Annotated in this window: 24 protein-coding genes; 9 read left to right on the forward strand and 15 right to left on the reverse strand. The window is 57.6% G+C overall.

The window, feature by feature from the left end:
* Positions 1 to 25: 25 nt before the first annotated feature.
* Positions 26 to 457 (forward strand): CopG family ribbon-helix-helix protein, encoded by a 432-nt coding sequence (locus EXE51_RS08620; protein WP_137692487.1) that lies wholly within the window; start codon positions 26 to 28, stop codon positions 455 to 457.
* A gap of 7 nt (positions 458 to 464) precedes the next feature.
* Here EXE51_RS08620 and EXE51_RS08625 read toward each other — a convergent pair whose 3' ends face one another.
* From EXE51_RS08625 to EXE51_RS08665, 9 genes are all read right to left on the reverse strand, one after another.
* Positions 465 to 854, reverse strand: a complete 390-nt coding sequence (locus EXE51_RS08625) for a CopG family ribbon-helix-helix protein (protein ID WP_137692488.1) — start codon at positions 852 to 854, stop codon at positions 465 to 467.
* A gap of 134 nt (positions 855 to 988) precedes the next feature.
* Positions 989 to 1,792, reverse strand: a complete 804-nt coding sequence (locus EXE51_RS08630; protein WP_199234044.1) for an energy-coupling factor ABC transporter ATP-binding protein — start codon at positions 1,790 to 1,792, stop codon at positions 989 to 991.
* A gap of 80 nt (positions 1,793 to 1,872) precedes the next feature.
* Positions 1,873 to 2,688, reverse strand: a complete 816-nt coding sequence (locus EXE51_RS08635) for an energy-coupling factor transporter transmembrane protein EcfT (protein WP_137692490.1) — start codon at positions 2,686 to 2,688, stop codon at positions 1,873 to 1,875.
* Between the two features lie 2 nt (positions 2,689 to 2,690).
* A complete protein-coding gene (locus EXE51_RS08640) occupies positions 2,691 to 3,014 on the reverse strand; it encodes a cobalamin transport operon protein (RefSeq protein ID WP_137692491.1) in 324 nt (107 codons plus the stop codon).
* Positions 3,014 to 3,694: an energy-coupling factor ABC transporter permease gene (locus EXE51_RS08645; RefSeq protein WP_137692492.1), complete on the reverse strand. Its 681-nt coding sequence runs from the start codon at positions 3,692 to 3,694 to the stop codon at positions 3,014 to 3,016. Before EXE51_RS08645 ends, EXE51_RS08640 begins: the two co-directional genes overlap by 1 nt.
* 675 nt (positions 3,695 to 4,369) lie before the next feature.
* Complete coding sequence (locus EXE51_RS08650) at positions 4,370 to 4,780, reverse strand: CopG family ribbon-helix-helix protein (protein ID WP_137692493.1); 411 nt, start codon at positions 4,778 to 4,780, stop codon at positions 4,370 to 4,372.
* 98 nt (positions 4,781 to 4,878) lie between these two features.
* The gene (locus EXE51_RS08655) at positions 4,879 to 5,667 is read right to left on the reverse strand and encodes an ABC transporter ATP-binding protein (RefSeq protein WP_137692494.1); all 789 of its coding nucleotides are present in this window, start codon (positions 5,665 to 5,667) and stop codon (positions 4,879 to 4,881) included.
* Positions 5,658 to 6,500: an ABC transporter permease gene (locus EXE51_RS08660; protein ID WP_137692495.1), complete on the reverse strand. Its 843-nt coding sequence runs from the start codon at positions 6,498 to 6,500 to the stop codon at positions 5,658 to 5,660. The genes EXE51_RS08655 and EXE51_RS08660 overlap by 10 nt, the downstream gene beginning before the upstream one ends.
* Positions 6,497 to 7,522, reverse strand: coding sequence for an ABC transporter substrate-binding protein (locus EXE51_RS08665; RefSeq protein ID WP_137692496.1), 1,026 nt, complete (start codon positions 7,520 to 7,522; stop codon positions 6,497 to 6,499). The genes EXE51_RS08660 and EXE51_RS08665 overlap by 4 nt, the downstream gene beginning before the upstream one ends.
* A gap of 186 nt (positions 7,523 to 7,708) precedes the next feature.
* Between EXE51_RS08665 and EXE51_RS08670 the strand changes: the two genes are divergently transcribed.
* Complete coding sequence (locus tag EXE51_RS08670) at positions 7,709 to 8,149, forward strand: hypothetical protein (RefSeq protein ID WP_137692497.1); 441 nt, start codon at positions 7,709 to 7,711, stop codon at positions 8,147 to 8,149.
* 96 nt (positions 8,150 to 8,245) lie between these two features.
* On the opposite strand, the gene EXE51_RS08675 is transcribed toward EXE51_RS08670, so the two are convergent.
* From EXE51_RS08675 to EXE51_RS08695, 5 genes are all read right to left on the reverse strand, one after another.
* Positions 8,246 to 8,641, reverse strand: a complete 396-nt coding sequence (locus EXE51_RS08675; RefSeq protein ID WP_137692498.1) for a hypothetical protein — start codon at positions 8,639 to 8,641, stop codon at positions 8,246 to 8,248.
* A gap of 237 nt (positions 8,642 to 8,878) precedes the next feature.
* Positions 8,879 to 9,307, reverse strand: coding sequence for a CopG family ribbon-helix-helix protein (locus tag EXE51_RS08680; protein ID WP_137692499.1), 429 nt, complete (start codon positions 9,305 to 9,307; stop codon positions 8,879 to 8,881).
* A gap of 151 nt (positions 9,308 to 9,458) precedes the next feature.
* A complete protein-coding gene (locus tag EXE51_RS08685; RefSeq protein WP_137692500.1) occupies positions 9,459 to 9,944 on the reverse strand; it encodes a DoxX family membrane protein in 486 nt (161 codons plus the stop codon).
* 123 nt (positions 9,945 to 10,067) lie between these two features.
* Positions 10,068 to 10,697 (reverse strand): nitrous oxide reductase accessory protein NosL, encoded by a 630-nt coding sequence (locus EXE51_RS08690; RefSeq protein ID WP_137692501.1) that lies wholly within the window; start codon positions 10,695 to 10,697, stop codon positions 10,068 to 10,070.
* A 188-nt stretch (positions 10,698 to 10,885) separates the two neighbouring features.
* On the reverse strand, positions 10,886 to 11,245 hold the full coding sequence (locus EXE51_RS08695) for a hypothetical protein (protein ID WP_199234045.1): 360 nt from the start codon (positions 11,243 to 11,245) through the stop codon (positions 10,886 to 10,888).
* Between the two features lie 115 nt (positions 11,246 to 11,360).
* Between EXE51_RS08695 and EXE51_RS08700 the strand changes: the two genes are divergently transcribed.
* Both EXE51_RS08700 and EXE51_RS08705 read left to right on the forward strand, forming a co-directional pair.
* Complete coding sequence (locus EXE51_RS08700; RefSeq protein WP_137692502.1) at positions 11,361 to 11,864, forward strand: helix-turn-helix domain-containing protein; 504 nt, start codon at positions 11,361 to 11,363, stop codon at positions 11,862 to 11,864.
* A gap of 102 nt (positions 11,865 to 11,966) precedes the next feature.
* Entirely contained in the window at positions 11,967 to 12,653 is a 687-nt protein-coding gene (locus tag EXE51_RS08705; RefSeq protein WP_137692524.1) for an SCO family protein, read from the forward strand.
* A 101-nt stretch (positions 12,654 to 12,754) separates the two neighbouring features.
* Here EXE51_RS08705 and EXE51_RS08710 read toward each other — a convergent pair whose 3' ends face one another.
* On the reverse strand, positions 12,755 to 13,564 hold the full coding sequence (locus EXE51_RS08710) for a sulfite exporter TauE/SafE family protein (RefSeq protein ID WP_137692503.1): 810 nt from the start codon (positions 13,562 to 13,564) through the stop codon (positions 12,755 to 12,757).
* A gap of 172 nt (positions 13,565 to 13,736) precedes the next feature.
* On the opposite strand from EXE51_RS08710, the gene EXE51_RS08715 reads away from it, so the two are divergent.
* The 5 genes from EXE51_RS08715 to EXE51_RS17850 all read left to right on the forward strand — a co-directional run.
* Positions 13,737 to 14,033 carry a hypothetical protein gene (locus tag EXE51_RS08715; protein ID WP_137692504.1) on the forward strand — a complete coding sequence of 99 codons (297 nt, stop codon included), beginning with the start codon at positions 13,737 to 13,739 and terminating at the stop codon, positions 14,031 to 14,033.
* Between the two features lie 173 nt (positions 14,034 to 14,206).
* Positions 14,207 to 15,637: a Fe-S cluster assembly protein SufB gene (sufB, locus tag EXE51_RS08720; RefSeq protein WP_137692505.1), complete on the forward strand. Its 1,431-nt coding sequence runs from the start codon at positions 14,207 to 14,209 to the stop codon at positions 15,635 to 15,637.
* A 591-nt stretch (positions 15,638 to 16,228) separates the two neighbouring features.
* Positions 16,229 to 17,263 carry a transcription initiation factor IIB family protein gene (locus EXE51_RS08730; protein ID WP_137692507.1) on the forward strand — a complete coding sequence of 345 codons (1,035 nt, stop codon included), beginning with the start codon at positions 16,229 to 16,231 and terminating at the stop codon, positions 17,261 to 17,263.
* Positions 17,264 to 18,144: 881 nt separating this feature from the next.
* Positions 18,145 to 18,744, forward strand: a complete 600-nt coding sequence (locus EXE51_RS08735; RefSeq protein ID WP_137692508.1) for a HalOD1 output domain-containing protein — start codon at positions 18,145 to 18,147, stop codon at positions 18,742 to 18,744.
* Positions 18,731 to 19,155 (forward strand): hypothetical protein (locus tag EXE51_RS17850; RefSeq protein WP_206750619.1); only part of this gene is annotated, 425 nt, incomplete at its 3' end. The genes EXE51_RS08735 and EXE51_RS17850, both read left to right, overlap by 14 nt.

Genomic DNA, 19,155 nt, shown 5'->3' on the forward strand with positions numbered 1-19,155 from the left:
ATAAGACTGAATAAAACTTTAATACATGAGCGTCGTTAGCATCTCGATGCCTGAGGCGTTGCTGGAACGCATCGACGAGTTCGCCGAAAAACACGGGTACAGTGGCCGAAGCGAAGTCGTTCGAGAAGGCACACGCACGTTATTCGAAGAGTTTCAAGAGCAACACATCGAGGGACAAAAGCATATGTGTACGGTAACGGTCGTCTTCGAGTACTGTCAACCTGCCGTCCAGGAGCGTCTCACGAGAGTACGCCACGAGTACGATGCTATCGTCTCCGCAACTACCCACACACACGTCCAAGACCAGTACTGTATGGAGTTGTACGTTTTAGAGGGGGCCACAGAAGCACTATCTGGATTCGTCAACAGCGTTCGAGCAGTGCCGAATGTCCAAGCGGTGGATTACTCGATCGCCTCACTGGGCGATGCTCACATCGATCAGCGCATCAAGTCTTGAACACCGCTCAGTGCTCGGCGAGGAGCATCAGTTTAACACGACTTACCGTATCGAAATCGCGCAAGCGATAGGTGAGAGTCCGGACACGCGAGGCTGGCCCGTTACAAAAGAGCGTCTCGAGACACCACTCTCCTTCATGGATATGATTCGTGGTCGTGATGACGTCCTGAAACTGGTGTTGTACGTCGTGAATGTCTTCAATAACCGCTTCGTGTTCGTAATCGAAGGCCATGACAACGACGACGTCGCCTTCGATATCTTCTAATCTGGTGTGTGCCTCAATGTACTCTTGCATCGCTTCGCGGGCGCCACGCGAGCGTGAATCTAATCCCTCTGCTTGCCACGTTACATCGAACTCAGACAGGAGGTCGTCGGGAATGTTGAAGCTCGTGCGCATTACGTCCTCTCTATTTTACCGGTGATTTGTCTCGGAGTGCCCCAATACTTTGAGTCGTGGGAGACCGCTCACGTAGGCTTCGACCACTCGCCTGAGTCTCATCAAGAAGTTGTAAGAGATGCCGAAGAAGGCGGTCAGTCATGTCTTTGTCCGTCTGTGGGGGGTATCGGTGCGGTATTCGAATTTCCAGCCTCTGTCAGGAGCGACACGAGGTCCGTTTCCGTCACCGGCTGTGCCGTCTCCCCGAGCCCTGCGTCACGAGCCACACGAACCGCGCTCGGTGGGTGAAGGTTCGCGTCCGCCAACAGCGCTTCGTCGTAGAACACCTCTCGAGGCGTTCCGCCTCCGATGATGTTGCCGTCGGCCATCACGCAAACTCGGTCCGCGACTTCGGCAGCAAATTCGAGGTCGTGCGTCGACAGGACGACACTGATACCGTCATCGTGAATGTGTTCGATCCGCTCCGCGACCAGCTGGGACCGGTCGGGATCAAGCCCTGCGAGTGGTTCGTCGAGCACGACCACACTCGGTTTGAGGACGAGCACACCGGCGAGGCCAGCGAGCCGTTTCTCCCCGCCGCTCAGGTAGTGTGGGATTCGGTCTTCGAGGTGGCTCGCGTCGACAGTCGCCAGTGCTTCACGAGCGCGTTCCCTCGCTTCGTCTCCGGGTACCCCGTAGTTCTGGAGGCCGAACATCACGTCGTCGAGGACTGTGGGCGCGACGAGTTGCGTATCGGCGTCTTGGAAGACGAAGCCGACCTCTTTTCGCGCGTGTGGCTTGTTGTCCTCGGTGATCGGAGTGCCGTCGACGATGAGTTCGCCGTCGTCGGGCACGAGGGTGGCGTTCAGGTGTTCGAGGAGGGTCGACTTGCCGGCGCCATTGCCGCCGACGAGGGCGACAATCTCGTCGGGATACACGGAGAAGTCGACCTCGTGCATACCCACCGTGCCGTCCGGGTACGTGTGGGCCTTACACTGAAGATCGACCAGGGCCCGCTGTTCATCGGGGCGACCCGTACTCATACCGGAATCACCTCGTAGACGCCGACCAAAGCGTAGGCGACGACGCCGGCGTAGCAAGCGGCGATAACGACGAGCTCACGAGCGGGCGGTCGCGGGACGTCCCCGTACAGCGTGAGGTCGCCGTCGTATCCACGGGCTTCCATCGACTTGACGAGTCGTTCCGACTGCTCTATCGCCGACAGCATCGTCATGCCGAGGATCCGGGCGTACAGCCGTTTGTTCGACCAGAATTCCGAGAAGTTCGCTCCGCGGGAGAGCGCGGCTTTCACCAAGTCCTCAAGCGTCTCAAGCATAACGAACGTGAACCGATAGGTGAGCAGAGCTATCTGGTCGATCGGTCGCGGGAGCAACCGACCGAGCATGTACGCGACATCGGTGTATTTCGTCGTCATCGACGCCGTCAGCGCGAACGTGACGACCGTGAGTGACCGACAACTGAGCTCCAAGAAGAGGGCGAGACCCTCCCACGTAACCGAGAAACCGCCGAAGGGTGTCGGAACTGCGCCGCCGATCGGCGTCCCCGGTTCGAGAAAGGCCAGCGGTCCGGCGACCGAGATGATAAACAGCATCGGGAGCGTGTACCAGCCGATGAGCCGCCGAAACGGCAGGTCCGCAAGTCCGTAGATCACTAGTACGGTTCCGTACAGACCGGCCAAGAGCGCGAGGCTGTCGAACACCGTGACGGCGAGGACGAGCACGCCAACGACGCCGACCTTCGTCCACGGGTTGATTCGATGTAACGGTCCGTCTCGCCGCTCGGCAAACGCCGTAATGAGCCGGGGATCAGGGACGTGATTTGAGAGCGTTGTCACGGTTACCGTGTCGGTCGTTCTCCGTCATCGAAGCCGCCGTACCGATCGACGTACACGTACAATCCGAGACCCAGGACGGCGAACGTGAGAACGACTGCGCCGAATTCGAGCATCAGCCCGCCCTTCCGAATGGGACCGGCAACGACGATGCCGCGGCCGAGGTTGACGAGAGAGCCGCCACCCTCTTGTACACCGCGTTGAAGCGCTTGCGAGGCCCGCTTTGCCCATGGAACGGCACCACCGGTCGCAGTGAACCCCCAGTAGCCGACGACGAGGAACGCCGAGAAGACGGCAGCCATGCTACCGTACTGCTTCCAGCGCTGCATCAGGCTGTCACCCCCGAGGGCTCATCGCGAGTGTCGCGGTCGGTGAGTCCGACGAGGTCGGGACGCACTGAGGCGAGGAATTGGACGATAAGACCCGTGAGGATCCCTTCGACGACGGCGACACCGAGGTTGAGAGCGGAAAGTCCACCAACGGCGATCAGCAGGTCACCGCGCGGGAGCGCGCTCCCGTTGACCCCGCTGATAACGATGATCGCCCCCATCAGGAACGACCCCACTGAGAGACCGAGTGTCGCGGCACTCGCGCTGGCGGGGAAGACGTCCCACTCCATCCGCATCAGCGTCTTGAACGCGTAGTAGGCGACGATCGCTTCGCTGGCGTTGATCAGCGTGTTCGCCCCGATTAGGCCGACCGCTCCGTGTCCGAGCGCCGCTGAAAAGATGTTGACGACCAGCGCGACGAGCGCGCCGAGAAGCGGTCCGGCGATAATACCCACGAGCCCGGTGAGGTTCATATGAATTCCGCCCCACACAGGAATATTAAGCTGGAAAACCGCAAAGCTCGCAGCCGCGCCGATGCCTGCGAGCGCAATTTGATGCGTCTTTATTCCACCTTTCCGTATCCGGTAGACCACAGTGGAGATTAGTCCAGCGCCGATCAGCGTCCACAGCACGAGCGCCCAGAGGGGGAACGACCCCTCTCCAAGGTGAATGTGCGGCATGTCTGTTTAGCAATTGCGAACATAGATATAATAACTTTGCTGTACTAGAATAGATGTTATAATAAGAAACGCACAAACTGCTCTTGTGAGTTAACTCAAAGCGTGGCGAACGTGCCGGTGACAGCGATGCCGAGATTACCGAAGTTCGAGGAGAAAGCCCCGCGCTTCAGCGCGGGGATGAATCCGACAACAGGACGACAACCGCCGGAATTAAGCCCTCAAACAGCGTATCTCGCGGTAAGCACAACGGGCAAAAACTGGCGGTTGGATTGGGGTCCGCCCGGCCGACGAAGGCCACCACATCGTTCCCGCAAGGGCGTCTCCGAGGCCGTGGAAACACGGCAGACAAAAAGCGACTCTCGCTCGATTGTGCCTGCCCACTGTGGTACGAAGGGCAGGCAGGCCGATGGCACGGCCCGTGCCCGGACGCGGGGAAACCCGCGACCGGGGGCATCCCCGCCGTCTCTCCGAGACAAACGGGATACACGGTGCAAGCGGATACCGCGTCCGAATAGACGCCGAATACGCCACACCCCTCGCGGGGCCGACGTATCGCGCACACACCCGGTATCGCCTCGCCGGACCCCGTTTGGCAGGCGAGAAGTTGCCAACGAAGACACGGGAACGCCCCGCTGTCCCACGTTGGAACCCTCGCGCTTCAGCGCGGGGAGGATGTCAAGTGTCGCTCGCTGCTGTGCCGTTTCCGTTGACGGGCACGGCAGTGTATTCCACCGAGACAGACTCGTCAGCTCCTCGAACGGTGCCGATAAAATGGAGAACGTCTTGGTACGCGGCTTCGACGACGAATGTCTCGACACATCCGGCGTTCTCTCGGAGGCAGTTATGCGAGTTCGACCGGATGGACCCTTCGAACTCATGGCGGATATCCATCATTCGGCGCTCAATTTCAGGTTCGTCGTATCCAAATACCGCAGTGACCGTTGCCAATACGCGCCGGTCCTCGTAGTCGCTCTCTTGATACTCTTCGAGCAGTGATTGACAAGCCTCACGAATTACCTCGCTCCGGCCGGTGTAGCCGTGTTCTTCCGCAAACGTGTCGAGATCTTCTCGGAGTCGCTCCGTCATCGAGGAGCTCACGATAGGCATATGTTAAAATTTTATTCTAACATAATAGAGATGGCGGTCTAAAGAAAATAAATTAATAATTTTGACGTAGGAGCGTCTTAGTGGTTAGTGTCGACAGGACTCCCGAGTTCATCCCTAATCTGTGCGACGTGGTCCACGAAGTCGCGGGCGGTCCGTTCACGTGGGCGTTCTAGATCAATGGGGAACGTTGATTGGACGGTTCCCGGGTCGGCATCCATAACGATCACGCGGTCAGCGAGGGTCACTGCCTCGTCGATGTCGTGGGTGACGAACACGACGGTCTGTCCGGTCTGCGTCCAGATGTCGAGCAGCTCCGCGTGTAAGCGGTCGCGCGTTCGGGCGTCGACACTACCGAACGGTTCGTCCATCAAGAGGATCTCCGGATCAGGGGCGAGCGCGCGAGCGATACCGACGCGCTGTTTCATGCCGCCGGACAGCTCTTTCGGGTACGCGTCCTCGAAGCCGTCGAGCCCCACCAAGTCGATCAACTCTTGGACCCGCGCCTCGCAGTCGGGACAGTCACAGGCGGGCCGGTCGAGGCCGAATCGGATATTCCCGCGGACTGTCCGCCAGGGGAACAGTGCATATTCCTGAAACACCATTCCCCTGTCCAGTCCAGGGCCGGTAACCGGGTCTCCGCCGACCAGTATCGATCCACCGTCCGGATTGTCAAGTCCAGCGATCGCTCGCAACAACGTCGTCTTCCCACACCCGGATGGACCGACGACACAACAGAACTCACCCTCCGCAACCGAAAAGGAAACATTCGCGAGCACGTCCGTTGACTCGTAGGACCGGCTGACGTTCTGGATAGTGATTTTCTCACGTGAGTCTCGACTAGTAGACGAGTCCGAACTCAGCGCCATGCGAGGACCCTCCGTTCGAGCAGCCGGAACCCGACGTCCATACAGAGGAACGCCAAGCTGATCAGGAACATGTACGCAACGCTGGTCGCCATCGCGAGGTTGTTCGAGGCGTTGATGATCTCGTAGCCGACGCCTGGTGCACCGAACAGCTCGGCACCGACGACGATCATCCAGCAGCGACCAATGCTCGTCCGGAATCCAGTCAGTACTTGGGGTGCCGCACTCGGGAGCGCGACGAGTTTTAGCATCGAGAGGTCGCGCTCGACGCCGAGCGTCGACGCGGCGTCGGTCAGTTCGGTCGAAACGCCCTCGACGCCGCCATACGCGCCGTAGAAGTTGATCCAGAACGCGCCGACGAAGACGATGAACGCCGCGCCCGTGTGGTGGATACCGAACCAGACGATGGCGAAGACGATCCACGCCAGCGGCGGGATCGGTCGCAGGACCCGGACGAGCGGCCGCAGCCAGTCGTCGAGCGCACCGTTCCAGCCCATCGCCAGTCCGAGACCGACCCCACAGGTCGCACCGAGAAGGAGCCCGGGAACGTAGTGGAACAGCGTCTGCGAGAGATGTGCAAGCCCGGTCGGAAGTACGAGACTCGACCCCAGAACGGGGACCACAATCGTCGTCGAGGTCGCGAACAGGCCGATAAACGCGCGCACCGAATCGAGGGGGCCCGGCACCAGATACGACGGCTGGGTCGTCATCGCGCCAACCCACCAGACGAGCAGGAACGCGAAGAGACCTCCCAAGCCGCGGAGATACCGCCACAGGTCCCCCTCGAAGTTGCCGGCGACCACCGCGTTGGAACTGGTGTCGGTACGTGTACTCATTCCTGGATAGCGTCGTAGGGCTCGAACGCGAACAGATTGTCAGTCGCGACCGGGTCCTCAATGTTGCCGACATCGGCGACGAACTCGCCCATTGTCGCGGCCTGTTCGGTGATTGTGTGCGGGTTCGAGAAGAACTCGGAGGCCTGAGAGTCCATAGCCGTCTTCGCGAGGTCCTCGCTCACGCCGGAGCCAATGACTGAGGCGGCGTGGGCGGCGGCCACGTCTGGTGAATCCCTTGTGAATTCGGTCGCCACGACGTGCTGTTCGACTAGCGATTGGGCAACCTCGGTGTCGTCGAGCACTCGCTGATTCGCGAACAACACCGTGACCGGGTGGTTCTCCAGTATGTCCCCGGACCAAGCGAGTTCGCCGAAGCCGTCATCTTGGCCGATGACCGTTGCAAACGGCTCCTGGATGATCGTCGCGTCGATGTCACCCGACTGGATCGTCTGAACTGCCTTTGCTGGCGGTACTTTCGACTTGTTGATCGCAGACTCTATCTCTCCGACGTCTAGGTCCTCCTGGATCCAGTATCTGAGGACGATGTCGGGGACGCTCCCGTCCGGTGGGGCACCGAACCGTATCTTACGGCCGCGCTCTTCCTCGAAGCGCTCGAACACGGCTGGGCCCTCCTGTTCGTAGAGATTGACGAGCTCGGTTGTCCCTATAATCTTGAATCCATTCCTCGAGTTCGCGGCGAGGATGCCGGCGTTGGTCCCTTTGTCAACAAGGACCATTGCGGGAGTGATCCCGAAGAGCGCAACGTCGACATCCCCACTCGCGAATGCCTTGACGACACTGGGGCCGGAGCTGAACCGCTCTATCGTGACATCTGTCGGAACGTCCTCGTAGTATCCCTCTTGTTCCATCACGTAGTGTTGCATGTTCGGGTAAATCGGGACGTACGCGACTGTGACGGAATCGAGGGACCCGGCTCTCTGACCGAGACAGCCAGCGACTCCCGTCGCAGCAATCGTGGTTGCGCCCGTCTGGAGTAGTCTTCGGCGCGAGATGTGTGCCATCAGTGTTGTTAACTCTAAAAGCAATCATAATAATTCCTGTGTTCTATCTAAACAAGATTAATATTTTTGGAGAATAGAGTTCGGAGGCTCTGTTGAAATCCTCAGCAGTTGATATTTTTCCACCCTCAGTCGCTCAGTACAGTAAATTCCCATAATTATATGTTTTCCAACAATCAAATCAATCGCATGTCCCCGAATATCACCACACGAACGGTCCTCCAAGCCACCAAGTTACTGCTCGCCGGAGCAGTCTTTCTAGTTGCTTCGATGTTTTTTAATTACCTCCCGCAACCATACTCAACGTGGCCCGCCGTCGGATCAATACCAATCAACCCTGAACTCGTTATTCCGGCACTACTCGGCGTCGTTGTCGTGGTTGACGCGTTTGTAGAGCAATTGACCATTGCGTCAGTCGCTCTTGCGATCTTCGGAGTGGTAACGTTTCTTCTCGGTGCAGCGAGCTTATACTCTTTGTACGCACCAACAGGCGGTGGTGTGTTCTTTATTGGATTCTTCACCATCATCGCAGGAATAATTCTCGCTTTCGGAGTCTTTCTCCACACGGTCGTGCGAACAGAACGCTTCCAAACTGCTTTTCAGGGAATAATAAACTCAGTATCTAATTAGCTGGTTCTGTTGAAATTCTATTCTTTAGATATATTCTTGTCTGAAACAGCCGGTTGATGAGAGTTGCGTATCGACCGATGTTGATCAACGGACGTGTTATGACCACACTTGTCGGGCGCGTCCATCGAATACTGCTCTAACGAGCCCAAGAGAGCAAAAGAATCCGAGCCCTCCAACGGATAACCAGAGTCGGTAGAGTGTAGTGACGAGGAATAAATAGACGGCCAAACCGAGAGAGACGGATGTCAACAAGGCGAACGTCACTGCTTTCCAACTGGGAGATTCGTCACGGGAGTACCTGTACGCATTTGTCGTAAGCACAACGAGAGAGGCCCAGCCTGCCGCAAGCACGGTAAACCAAAGAAGACCGATGAGGATGAGAACTAAACCAACTGTCTCCTGAAACCCGAAACCTACAATGGTTCCGCAAAGCAGGAAAAGATAGAAACCTACTACGAATTCTTCAAGAGCACTGATTGACGATTCAGCCATACTGACTTCATTTAATGATTACTACATAATTGCTGGGGATGAAAGATTCATACTACTGTTTTCGAACTACCTCTCCTGAATCAATTAATAGGTGAATTCTCTGTATTGAGCGATCCGTGAGTCCCCTGTATAGACCGGAGACGAGTCAGAATACATCATCTGCTGAGGATTTCAACAGAGCCAGTTCGGAGATATTGGTATAGATGGGGTGAATTCAGCGAGGGAGGAAAAGCAGAATTAGCTCAGATCGGCCAGCGGGCTGAAATCATCTACTGGTGAGACAGAGTAATCAATTGTGAGTGTATCCTTAGTCGCTCGAATCTTCCCAACAAACGCCGAGATCTCTTCGAGGGACCCTTCAAGCACAAACAGCTCCATACAGTGGTGTCCGCCAACGTGACTATGGAAATTCGAAGCGACGATATCCTCGTATTCGTGGCGAAGGTGCATCATTTTTTCTTCAACAGTCGTCGTCTCGTAGTCGAATAACACGGTGACCACCCCCATCAGTTCGCGGCCTTCGAGTTTCTTGTCCTCGAATTCGCCCATGAGGTTCCTGCTCGCCTCCCGAAGGACCTCACTTCGACCCGTGTATCCGTGGTCGTCGGCAAACTGATCAATCCGCTCAAGCAAGTCCTCAGGCATTGAGACGCTTACTACGGCCATATAACAACTTAGCCAACAGTATATATTAAGATTTATTATTTCTTTTCACTGGTCGTCGACCGAGGCTCCTCTCAGAGAGAATGATGACGTCTCAGATTCATCGGCTCCGGCTCAAAATTTGTCTCTCAGCACGAGCACTTAAGTGTCTGATTCACACCGACGCAGGTTCGTCTCTCACAGTACTCCCCAGAACGAGTGCGCCGGCAATAATTACGAGGTTCTTTACGATATACTGGCCCTCGACTGTCAACCCGTATGGGAACGTGGTATAGACGACTTCAGGGAGCAGTACCATCGGGAGGAATGTCCCCGGAAGCTGGAGTGCCAGCAATAGCAATCCGACGCGTGTAAGCGGGGGGTAGAGCAGACAGATCCCGATGATCACTTCCCACACGCCAAGGACCGGGACGAAAAACTCAGGCGGAAGAATGTACACCGTTGAGGCGACGAGGTCACCGGCCGGCGAGACACCGAGCACTTTGAGTGCACCGAACCAAATGAACACCGCCCCGACAGCAGCTCGCAACGCTGGGACGCTCCAACGGTCCATTTTCGATGCGAGTGTCGCGTCGAGTGTATCCAACCGCTCTTGATACACGGTTATCGTGTCTTTCGATTCGTTTTCTGAGGTTGCCATCGTGTGTGTAATAGCTACGATTTTGCCGGACTAAAGGCTTCTAGCTCCTGATCGACCGTGTCAAATTCGTTGACTAGAACCTGTGTGTTTCTCACTATCTCCACTATGAGAAGGGCTTGTCAATTAGTTCATCCCAGTCATCTGGATTCCATCAACGAGTGACCGATTAATGTCGTCGTACCCGATCGTCCGTCCGCCGTAATTATCAGCGAACGATTCAGCTTCGCTGGGTTCCGAGAACGGCATGAGATCTGGCCCCATTCCACCCATTACATCCGATTCGATGACGTATGTGAGGCCCGTCGCATCGGCGAATGTATCGGGGGCGGTCGGTGCTGGCATCTTCTTTTCCTCGGTGTCTTCAGGGATTTGCCAATCGACACGGGAGTAGTCTGTGACGTAGACCGCGGTCGCCTCCGCACCGTCAGCTACCAGATTAAGATGGTACGGGAAGAGGCCATGTGCGAGCGTGTGAAACCAAGCAAGGTTCTCAGTTCCTTCGGAGCCTTGGACGGGCCCCTGTCTGGGCTCGGGTTCTGTATCAGCGTAGAACACTTGCCCATTAGGACCCCCATGGTCTCCGATCACCATTCCACCTTGGTAGTCCGTCTTTTGACCAGACAGATCTACCGGTTCTGGACTTGAGCCAGAGGATCCCCCAACGCAGCCAGCCGTTCCAATTACGACTCCCAAGCCGACTGAGTGAATAGCTTGTCGACGCGATAGCAAATGCGAGTCAGGTTCAGGATTCATACGTATACTTCTTCATATAGAGTCAATACGGTTCTGGTGTGACTGTCGAACGCCGTTTGTGATAGGAAATAAACCACTCAAAGTAGAGGTTCGCTCCGGGTCACCCAGCGCCCAGATCAGTCAAGAGTGGACGATGTCTGGCACCGATTAGTATACATTGGGGCCGGGCTGCTTAGGGCACAGCCAAGCTAGTCGCTTGTGGCATCCTCACCAAGCGAACCCGGGGCATGGGCGTACACAGCGTATAGGATCATCGCAGCGATCAGAAAGTCGAAGCTGTGTTCGACGAAGTGGTGAACTGGCATCGGGACGGCCCCTAACACGGTCCCGGCACCGACCAGCGACCGCAGGACGAGCACGCCGACCGCGGCGCTGATCAGTCGGTACTGACGGGTCCGACGGCGTCGATACGCGACGAGGCTCACCAGAAACAGCGCCCCGGTTCCGATACCGGCGCATGCGATGACGGCCAGCAAGACGGGCGAGCCTTGGACAGAGAGCGGCACGACCGCGGGGAAGCCGGCCTGTGAAATGTGCGATACGATCACGACACTGGTCAGTATGCGCTGGAGATAATAAGAAGACGCGGGGCAAAACGTTCCCGTGCGATAAGAGCGCCCCAACAGGTTATATCTCTCAGTCGATTACGTACTACTGTTTACGATGGAGACGACCAGATCTCGGGTGCGACAACACGTCCGCGAAACGCCCGGCGTCCACTTCAACCAGGTGGAACGCGATCTGGACATCGCCACCGGACAGGCGCAGTATCATCTCCGACGACTCGTGAACGACGAGGAGCTGGTCGTCGAACGGATCGCTGGCCGATCCCACTACTTCTGTCTCACCTTTGACCCGTGGGAACGGTGTGCGCTCGCGTTCCTGCGTCGCGAAACCGCCCGTGAGATCGTGTTGCGGCTCCATGCGGACGGCCCTCGTCGTCCGGAGACGCTAGCCACGGAATTGGATCTCGCGCGGAGTACGGTTTCGTGGCACGTGTCGAGCCTCAGCGACGCCGGAATCGTCACGAAGTCCGACGACCGCCCGATGACGATCGCGCTGACCCGTCCGGACCACACGGCTGAGCTGCTTGAGGTGGTGTCTCCCTCGCTGCCAGACCGGCTCGTCGACCGGTTCATCCGGACTGTCGACAGCCTCTTGGAGTGAGGAGCCGACTGGCTGGACCCGCCCGGATTGGACGGAAGTGGCGCATTCGAAGGTCACACCAGATACCTCAAGACCGCGAGACAGATAGGCGAACGTATGGACATGGACCGACGGAGTTTTTGTAAAACGGCCGGCGTCGCAGGAGTCACCGCCGGCACTGCCGGTTGTCTTGGCGTTCTTGGTACCAGTGGCGCCGATGGAACCGTTCTCGGACCGCCGGAGCGAGACCTCAGCGAGGCGTCATTCCCGAGCCACGGCGACGAGATGCCCGAGTTCACCGTCCCCGACCCGATCCACGGCGAGGAGATATCGACGGCCCAGCTCGAGGGCGAGCGCGCGGTGCTGTGGACGTCATTTTACACCAACTGTCCGGACGGGGTGTGCCCTGCACTTATCCTCCGACTCCGTCGTGGGCAGGCAGCCGCCGCCGAGGACGGGTACGGCGACCAAGTCGCGTTCCTCCCCACCACGTTCGATCCTGAGCGCGACACTGCCGAGGCCCTCCGCGAGTACGCTGGCCAACAGGGAGTTGACCTCGACGCGGGTAACTGGCACTTCCTCCGCCCAGAGACCTACGAGCGGGCCCAAGAGATACACGACGAGCACTTCGGTCTGAAGATCGAGAAGCAGCCGGCAGATGACATCGAGAACCTAGAGTATCGCTTCCCGCACTACGGGCTCATCATTCTCGCTAATAAGCAAGGAGTCATCGAGCGGGCGTATCCGCGGGGCCCGCGGACCGACATCGAGCAACTCGTCGACGACCTCGAACGAGTGGCTACTGCGTGATCGCTCCCGGGACCGGCAGATCGCCTTCGTCGTTTCCCGGGCGTGGTGACACCGGAGAGACCGGCTTGCGTGTCGAGCGCGGGGAGGGGAGTCGGTCTCGGTCAATGCCCCATGTGTCCCATCCCGCCACCGAGGGGTTGGTAATGCGGGAGCATCGGGTGCGGGAGGTGAACGCCGAGCGCCATCAGCCCGTGCGCGAACAGCACGTACCCCAGTACGACGAACACGACGCCGAGCAGCCGATGAACACGACGCCGGTGGGCGACGTCGATCGACTGGATGATCGTCCCATAGAGGAAGACGGCTGGAATCGTCCCAATACCGAGGGCACCGAGAGCGATTCCACCGGTGGTCGGAGAGCCGCTCGCGAAGGCGAACAGATACGCGGGATACAGCATCGGGCAGGGAAGAAACGCGTGGACGGCCCCGAGTCCAACAATACTCGGGCTGTTCACGTGTCGGTGAACTCTCGTTGCGAGCCACGACGTAACGCGCTGGACGCCGGGTATTCGAATGTCGCCTCCGCTTCCGCCGATGACGTACCGAACGCCGGTCGCCACAATGAACCCTCCGACCGCGAGACCGACAACACCTCGCAGGAGGTCGGCAATCGGTGTCAGTTGATCAGCGGTAACGAACACGACGCTTCCGAGCGCGCCGAAGAGGGCACCGAGAACTGCGTACGTCGTCGCTCGGCCGACGTTGAACAGGAAGTGTTGGCGAACCTCGTAGGTCGTGAGATGACCGGCACGCCCGTCGTTGGCTGTTACCGTCCCACCGTCTGGCTGCGGCGTCATCTGCTTTGAGTACATCGTCACTAGCGGGCCACACATCCCGATACAGTGTGCGCCGCCCAGCACGCCGATAAGAACGAAGAGTACGACGTCAATCCGGAGGAGTGACTCGATCATAGCCGTTCTCAGTTACGTACGGGTTTGTGTCGTCTGGTGTATCTCTCGAACGAGCCCAGACAGATACTGCGGACGTGTTACTAAAACGTCGCGCTCGGCTGGAAACGTTCGCAAGTATCTAGGGTGTAGTTTGGCGCAACAATTCTTCACAGTGGGTGCCAATACGCCGACGATGACGGACGAAATAGACATCCCAACCGAGCCGCGGGCTGCGGTCGACGCACTGGCGACCCATCTGACCGCGACCGCAGATCGCCCGGTACCGCCAGCGACGAACCGATGGCTTGGAGAGGCTGAAGCCGTTGCCCGCGATGCTACTAGTGACGATCTTGACACGCAAACCAGACAGAAACGGGTTCGGCAAGTTGCTACACTGCTTGAGTCAGCTGACGAAACGGGCGATGTGGTCGCCGACCGCCACATCGAAGCAGCGATCGAGTGCTGTCGAGTCGTTCTCGCTAACGAGTGACGATGATACTGTTCCTACGAAACACACCTCCGCTACATGTTAAATTCTACTAACTGGAGAAACCGTATTAAACCACATATAGTTATTCTCTTTCGTTAAAGAAACTTATATAGGTTACAAAACCACGTTTTAGCACATCACACTTATATTCGTAGTCTCTGAAGAATAGTTTGATGAGTTCAAGACAAGACGATCTTAAAGAGACAAACACCGAGGCCCGCTTCGAGTTCAAAAAGGAGGAGAAGTCCGCGTTCAAAAGCGAGAAGGGTCTCACCGAAGAGACGGTCCGCGTCATCTCGGAGGACAAAGACGAACCGGAGTGGATGCTGGAGCGCCGCCTCCGCGCTCTCAAGCAGTTCCAGGAGATGCCGATGCCGACCGACTGGCCCGGCCAGCCGGACCTGAGCGAAGTCGACATCGACGAGATTATCCCGTACATCCGGCCGGACGTCGACGTCCGCGCGGGCGTCGACGACTGGACGGAACTCCCGGACGAGATCAAAGACACCTTCGACAAGCTGGGCATCCCGGAGGCCGAGAAGAACGCGCTCTCGGGCGTCGGCGCGCAGTACGAGTCCGAGGTCGTCTACCAGAACATGCAGGAGCGGTGGGAGGAGAAAGGCGTCATCTTCTGTAACATGGACGAGGCCGTCCAGGAGCACGAGGACATCGTCCGCGAGCACTTCATGACGAAGTGCGTCCCCCCGAGCGACAACAAGTTCGCGGCGCTGCACGGCGCTATCTGGTCCGGCGGCTCGTTCGTCTACGTCCCCGAAAACACCACCGTCGACATGCCGGTACAGGCGTACTTCCGGATGAACTCCGAGGGGATGGGTCAGTTCGAGCACACGCTCATCATCGCGGAGGAGGGTGCCGAGGTCCACTACATCGAGGGTTGTTCCGCGCCGAAGTACTCGAAGTTCAACCTCCACTGCGGTGGCGTTGAAGTGTTTGTCGACGAGGACGCCCACGTCCAGTACTCGACCGTCCAGAACTGGTCGAAGAACACGTACAACCTGAACACGAAGCGCGCCATCGCCGAGAAGGGCGGCCGAATGGAGTGGATCTCCGGGTCGATGGGGTCGAAGGCGACGATGCTGTACCCGTCGACGATCCTGAAGGGCCGCGGCGCCTCCGACAACCACATTACCATCGCCTTCGCGGGCGAGGGCCAGGACATCGACACGGGTGCGAAGGTGTACCACAACGCGCCGGACACCAAGTCCACCGTCGAGTCGAAGTCGATCGCGAAGGACGGCGGCCGCACCAACTACCGCGGCCTCGTTCACATCGCGGACGGCGCCGAGAACTCTTCGACCGCCGTGGAGTGCGACGCGCTGATGTTCGACAACGAGTCGACGTCGGACACGATGCCGTACATGGAGATCAACGAGTCGAAGGTCGACGTCGCCCACGAGGCGACCGTCGGGAAGATCGGCGACGAGGACATCTTCTACCTCCAGTCGCGCGGTCTCGACGACGACGACGCGAAACAGATGATCGTCTCGGGGTTCATCGAGCCGATCACGGAGGAGCTGCCGATCGAGTACGCCGTCGAGCTGAACCGGCTCGTCGAGCTGGAGATGGAGGGTTCGCTCGGGTGATTTGATGCCAGAGTGTACACATTGCGGGGGCCACGTCTCGCAACGATTCGTGACCGTGTTCGGGTTAGACGGCGGTGACGTCGTTGCCTGCCCATCGTGTTCCGGTCGGGCACACATCGCAGAGACGATCGTGGATCGATACTAGTCTCAGATCATGGAATACTGTTTTGCGTGTGAGACCGACTACGGGTACCTCGGAACGGCCCCGCACGAAGGGTCCTGTCCGGCCTGTGGCTCGACTGCTGTCACTCCCGCAGGCGATCTCAGCGTCGTCGACACGACAACATGGGAGAGTGCGAACGGGCTCTCAACGGTCCACGTGACAGCGACTGACAACTTATCACGCCAGTTTGAATTTGTTATTGCGGCGCGGCGGGGGCAAGGGAAACTCGTCTGTCTCGCGATCGATGAGGTAACCGTGCCTACTGAGACAATGTGGTCAGTTCCATCTGCTGTTGCTACGAGAGTTACCGCGCATGGTATCAGGATCAGCGACCCAGCGACGGCTCAGAGCTCACGATGAACAGTACTGGCCAGACACACAGTAGAACGCGTCTGTCCTGTCCCAGTCACGAGAGGTGATGCCACGTGATGAACGAGCGCACTAACGAAGAGCGGCTGAACACAGTTTCCCGCAGAAACGGTACTGATGAGCCCTCATCGAGCGAAACTGGCGACGGACAGTCTGTTAGCAACTCCGTTTCGGAGGAGAATGGGGACGAAAGACACAGTCAGACCACGTGTCCGGAGTGTCACGGACGACTTCGTCGAGCCGATGATGAGGTTGATACGGTCTGTGACGACTGTGGACTCGTCGTTTCAGACGCGAGGCTTGATACGAACATCAAACTGTACACGCCGAACGGCATCGGCAATCAGGACTCTCGCGTCGGACCAGCAAGCACGAACCTCTTACACGATAAGGGGTTGTCCACAGTGGTCGGATGGCAAAACACCGACGCAAACGGGAACTCGCTGTCGGGAGAACGGCGACAACAGATGCGTCGCCTCCGACGGTGGGACGAGCGCTTCCGACGACGTTCGTCGGCAGATAGGAATCTTATGCATGCGCTCGGTGAGATCGATCGCATGGCTTCCGCGCTCGGCGTGCCCGACAGCATTCGAGAGACGGGAGGCGTCATCTACCGCCGCGCACTCGACAACGGACTCCTTCCGGGTCGAGCCGTCGAAAGCGTCGCCACTGCGGCGTTATACGCGGCAAGTCGTATAGACGGTGTCCCGCGCTCTATCGGCGAGGTCTCGGCAGTGAGCCGCGTCGAACAAATCCGCGTTGAGCGGGCATACCGGCAGATCTCACGTGAACTCGGGTTAGAAATTGCCCCAACAGATCCCCGCTCGTTCATCGGGCGGATCGCATCGGACGTGGGGTGTACGGACACGACAGAGCAAGAGGCACGACGTCTCGCCGGAATAGCGGTTGAAAACGGCGTTCACAGCGGGAAACATCCGGTAGGCATCGCCGCTGGGTCATTATACGCGGCAGCTAAGCGATGTGATGAGTCTCTCCGACAGGCAGATGTCGCTCATGCTACAGACGTGAGCGAGATGACGATACGGAACCGGTATCCTGAGATTTTGGCCGCAGCAGATACGGAAGATGAATAGGCACAGTAAGTAGTTGACTTGCGCTTGAGCAGGTTCGAATTGGACAGTATCGGTCAAGGATTGTTTTTGCTCTGTTGGCTCGAATCACCGTGAGTCGGTAAAAATATCATAAAAAGCACAAAAGTCATTTTCGCCGTCGGCAGCTGAGATCAGCCTTCTACCGCATCTGCTGTCTTACTTCTCTTCCAAATGTGTGTTTCAGAAGCCCTCGACAGCGATACAGAGCCGATTTTATTTTCATCTAGACTCCCCATCAAGAATTCGTCCAGCTTGTGGCTTGACCGCTGTCACCCCAACACGTGACATCAACGTCGTCGACAAAACAACATGGGAGAGCGTGAGCGGGCTCTCGGCGATCCAGATAACGGCGGCTGACGCCCGAGCGCGTCGCTTCGAGTTCGTGATTCGCGTCGTGGGCGAGGAGAACTCGTCTGTCTCGCAATTGACAGGGTGGAGGTGTCCACTAATACCGTATGATCAGTTCCGTCTACCGCTACAGTCACCGCACACGGGTTCAGAATTAGCGAGGTTCATAAGGAATCCACTGGCACAGAGAGTCCTGCTGTCTACTGGTCTTCTCATCCCGAATATATTCGATTCTTTTGTTTGATACCGGACTGTTCCGCCAAAGAAAATAACTTTTCTTCGGCTGAGTAGTCAATGTCGACCTCTAGATCAGGTTGACGCTATCGACGAAGTGGGGTATCTGTCAGAGGCAAAACGCGTGGCTCGAAGGGACGATCGAGTCACGCGGGTTTCCGCTCTGGGCCCGTTATTCTGTCACTAGTTCGATAATCGTGGTTGTCTCGTGAAGTGTACGAGCGGGTGTCTGTCGAGAGTTGCGCACACGTATATATCCGGTATGTGCCATGAGACACGGAGTGGTCCGCGAAACGAAACATATTGATCCACTATTTATGTATATTCACAGACGTATGAAATCAAACTCGTCAGTCACCCGGTTTGATCCGACGACTACTCGGTCAACACTCGACGAAGTATTCACTGCCGTCTCTGAATTTAAACACACAGATGCGAAAGAGCTCCGACGTCTCGACAAATATATTGACGCCGACACGATCAACCTGCTGTTTGGCGGTCCAGATAGTTCGACAACGCGTATTGAAGAGGGGACCCTTTCGTTTCGATATGACGATGTATTCGTGACTGTTACACATGACGGATGGATCAAGATCGTCGACGCAGACACGTTCCGCTCACGGCCAGCGTACCATGGGTTGTCAGCAGACGCACACGCACAACAGTCGACCGAAGCGGCTCTCAAAGTGGCAGCAGCGGCACTCGCCGAGGCTGAAGAATACGTCTGGACCGCCGCTAGCAACACTTCGGATCATAAACTCGGCGACCCGCTCTGGGCAGTGGTAGAGCAGCTCTGGGCCATTCAGACATCAATTAACGACCTGACAGCTCAGCCGTCTTCGACTGAACCGCTGGTAACACGGACAGATGATCAACTGTGACGAGATGACCGATGACGCACTGCTCAACCTCGGCATCGATCTCAACCGGGAAGAGACAGTAGGCGGCGCTATTGATCGGACACTGACTGCGATCCGTACCACACTGGAGGACACAGCGATTACCGTGTGGCGGAACCGCAACGGGCATGCTAGCAACCTTGAGAATGCCTACTTGCCGGCACAGCCGTCCCCACCTTTGTTCAGTTCCGAACGCAATACGGGCCGATCGGCTCAAACCCCTTCACCCGACGCAGCCTTAATCAAGCGATGTTTCACGGCTGATGCGCCGGTTCGAACCGGCGGGGTGGCCGGACCAATCGCACCGGATGATCACCGCTGGCTTCCGCGTCAGGAACTTTTCGTTCCGGTCGATTCCGAGCGTGTGCTATCGGTTGGCTGGAATCACCACGA

Source organism: Halorubrum sp. CGM5_25_10-8B, from assembly GCF_005435095.1.
Lineage (GTDB): Archaea > Halobacteriota > Halobacteria > Halobacteriales > Haloferacaceae > Halorubrum > Halorubrum ezzemoulense.

What these genes read in the sequence shown, in the direction of transcription:
- EXE51_RS08620 (WP_137692487.1), top strand. Translation starts at nt 26, where the DNA reads ATGAGCGTCGTTAGCATCTCGATGCCTGAGGCGTTGCTGGAACGCATC.
- EXE51_RS08625 (WP_137692488.1), bottom strand. Translation starts at nt 854, where the DNA reads ATGCGCACGAGCTTCAACATTCCCGACGACCTCCTGTCTGAGTTCGAT.
- EXE51_RS08630 (WP_199234044.1), bottom strand. Translation starts at nt 1,792, where the DNA reads ATGCACGAGGTCGACTTCTCCGTGTATCCCGACGAGATTGTCGCCCTC.
- EXE51_RS08640 (WP_137692491.1), bottom strand. Translation starts at nt 3,014, where the DNA reads ATGCAGCGCTGGAAGCAGTACGGTAGCATGGCTGCCGTCTTCTCGGCG.
- EXE51_RS08645 (WP_137692492.1), bottom strand. Translation starts at nt 3,694, where the DNA reads ATGCCGCACATTCACCTTGGAGAGGGGTCGTTCCCCCTCTGGGCGCTC.
- EXE51_RS08650 (WP_137692493.1), bottom strand. Translation starts at nt 4,780, where the DNA reads ATGACGGAGCGACTCCGAGAAGATCTCGACACGTTTGCGGAAGAACAC.
- EXE51_RS08655 (WP_137692494.1), bottom strand. Translation starts at nt 5,667, where the DNA reads ATGGCGCTGAGTTCGGACTCGTCTACTAGTCGAGACTCACGTGAGAAA.
- EXE51_RS08660 (WP_137692495.1), bottom strand. Translation starts at nt 6,500, where the DNA reads ATGAGTACACGTACCGACACCAGTTCCAACGCGGTGGTCGCCGGCAAC.
- EXE51_RS08665 (WP_137692496.1), bottom strand. Translation starts at nt 7,522, where the DNA reads ATGGCACACATCTCGCGCCGAAGACTACTCCAGACGGGCGCAACCACG.
- EXE51_RS08670 (WP_137692497.1), top strand. Translation starts at nt 7,709, where the DNA reads ATGTCCCCGAATATCACCACACGAACGGTCCTCCAAGCCACCAAGTTA.
- EXE51_RS08675 (WP_137692498.1), bottom strand. Translation starts at nt 8,641, where the DNA reads ATGGCTGAATCGTCAATCAGTGCTCTTGAAGAATTCGTAGTAGGTTTC.
- EXE51_RS08680 (WP_137692499.1), bottom strand. Translation starts at nt 9,307, where the DNA reads ATGGCCGTAGTAAGCGTCTCAATGCCTGAGGACTTGCTTGAGCGGATT.
- EXE51_RS08685 (WP_137692500.1), bottom strand. Translation starts at nt 9,944, where the DNA reads ATGGCAACCTCAGAAAACGAATCGAAAGACACGATAACCGTGTATCAA.
- EXE51_RS08690 (WP_137692501.1), bottom strand. Translation starts at nt 10,697, where the DNA reads ATGAATCCTGAACCTGACTCGCATTTGCTATCGCGTCGACAAGCTATT.
- EXE51_RS08700 (WP_137692502.1), top strand. Translation starts at nt 11,361, where the DNA reads ATGGAGACGACCAGATCTCGGGTGCGACAACACGTCCGCGAAACGCCC.
- EXE51_RS08705 (WP_137692524.1), top strand. Translation starts at nt 11,967, where the DNA reads ATGGACCGACGGAGTTTTTGTAAAACGGCCGGCGTCGCAGGAGTCACC.
- EXE51_RS08710 (WP_137692503.1), bottom strand. Translation starts at nt 13,564, where the DNA reads ATGATCGAGTCACTCCTCCGGATTGACGTCGTACTCTTCGTTCTTATC.
- EXE51_RS08715 (WP_137692504.1), top strand. Translation starts at nt 13,737, where the DNA reads ATGACGGACGAAATAGACATCCCAACCGAGCCGCGGGCTGCGGTCGAC.
- sufB (WP_137692505.1), top strand. Translation starts at nt 14,207, where the DNA reads ATGAGTTCAAGACAAGACGATCTTAAAGAGACAAACACCGAGGCCCGC.
- EXE51_RS08730 (WP_137692507.1), top strand. Translation starts at nt 16,229, where the DNA reads ATGAACGAGCGCACTAACGAAGAGCGGCTGAACACAGTTTCCCGCAGA.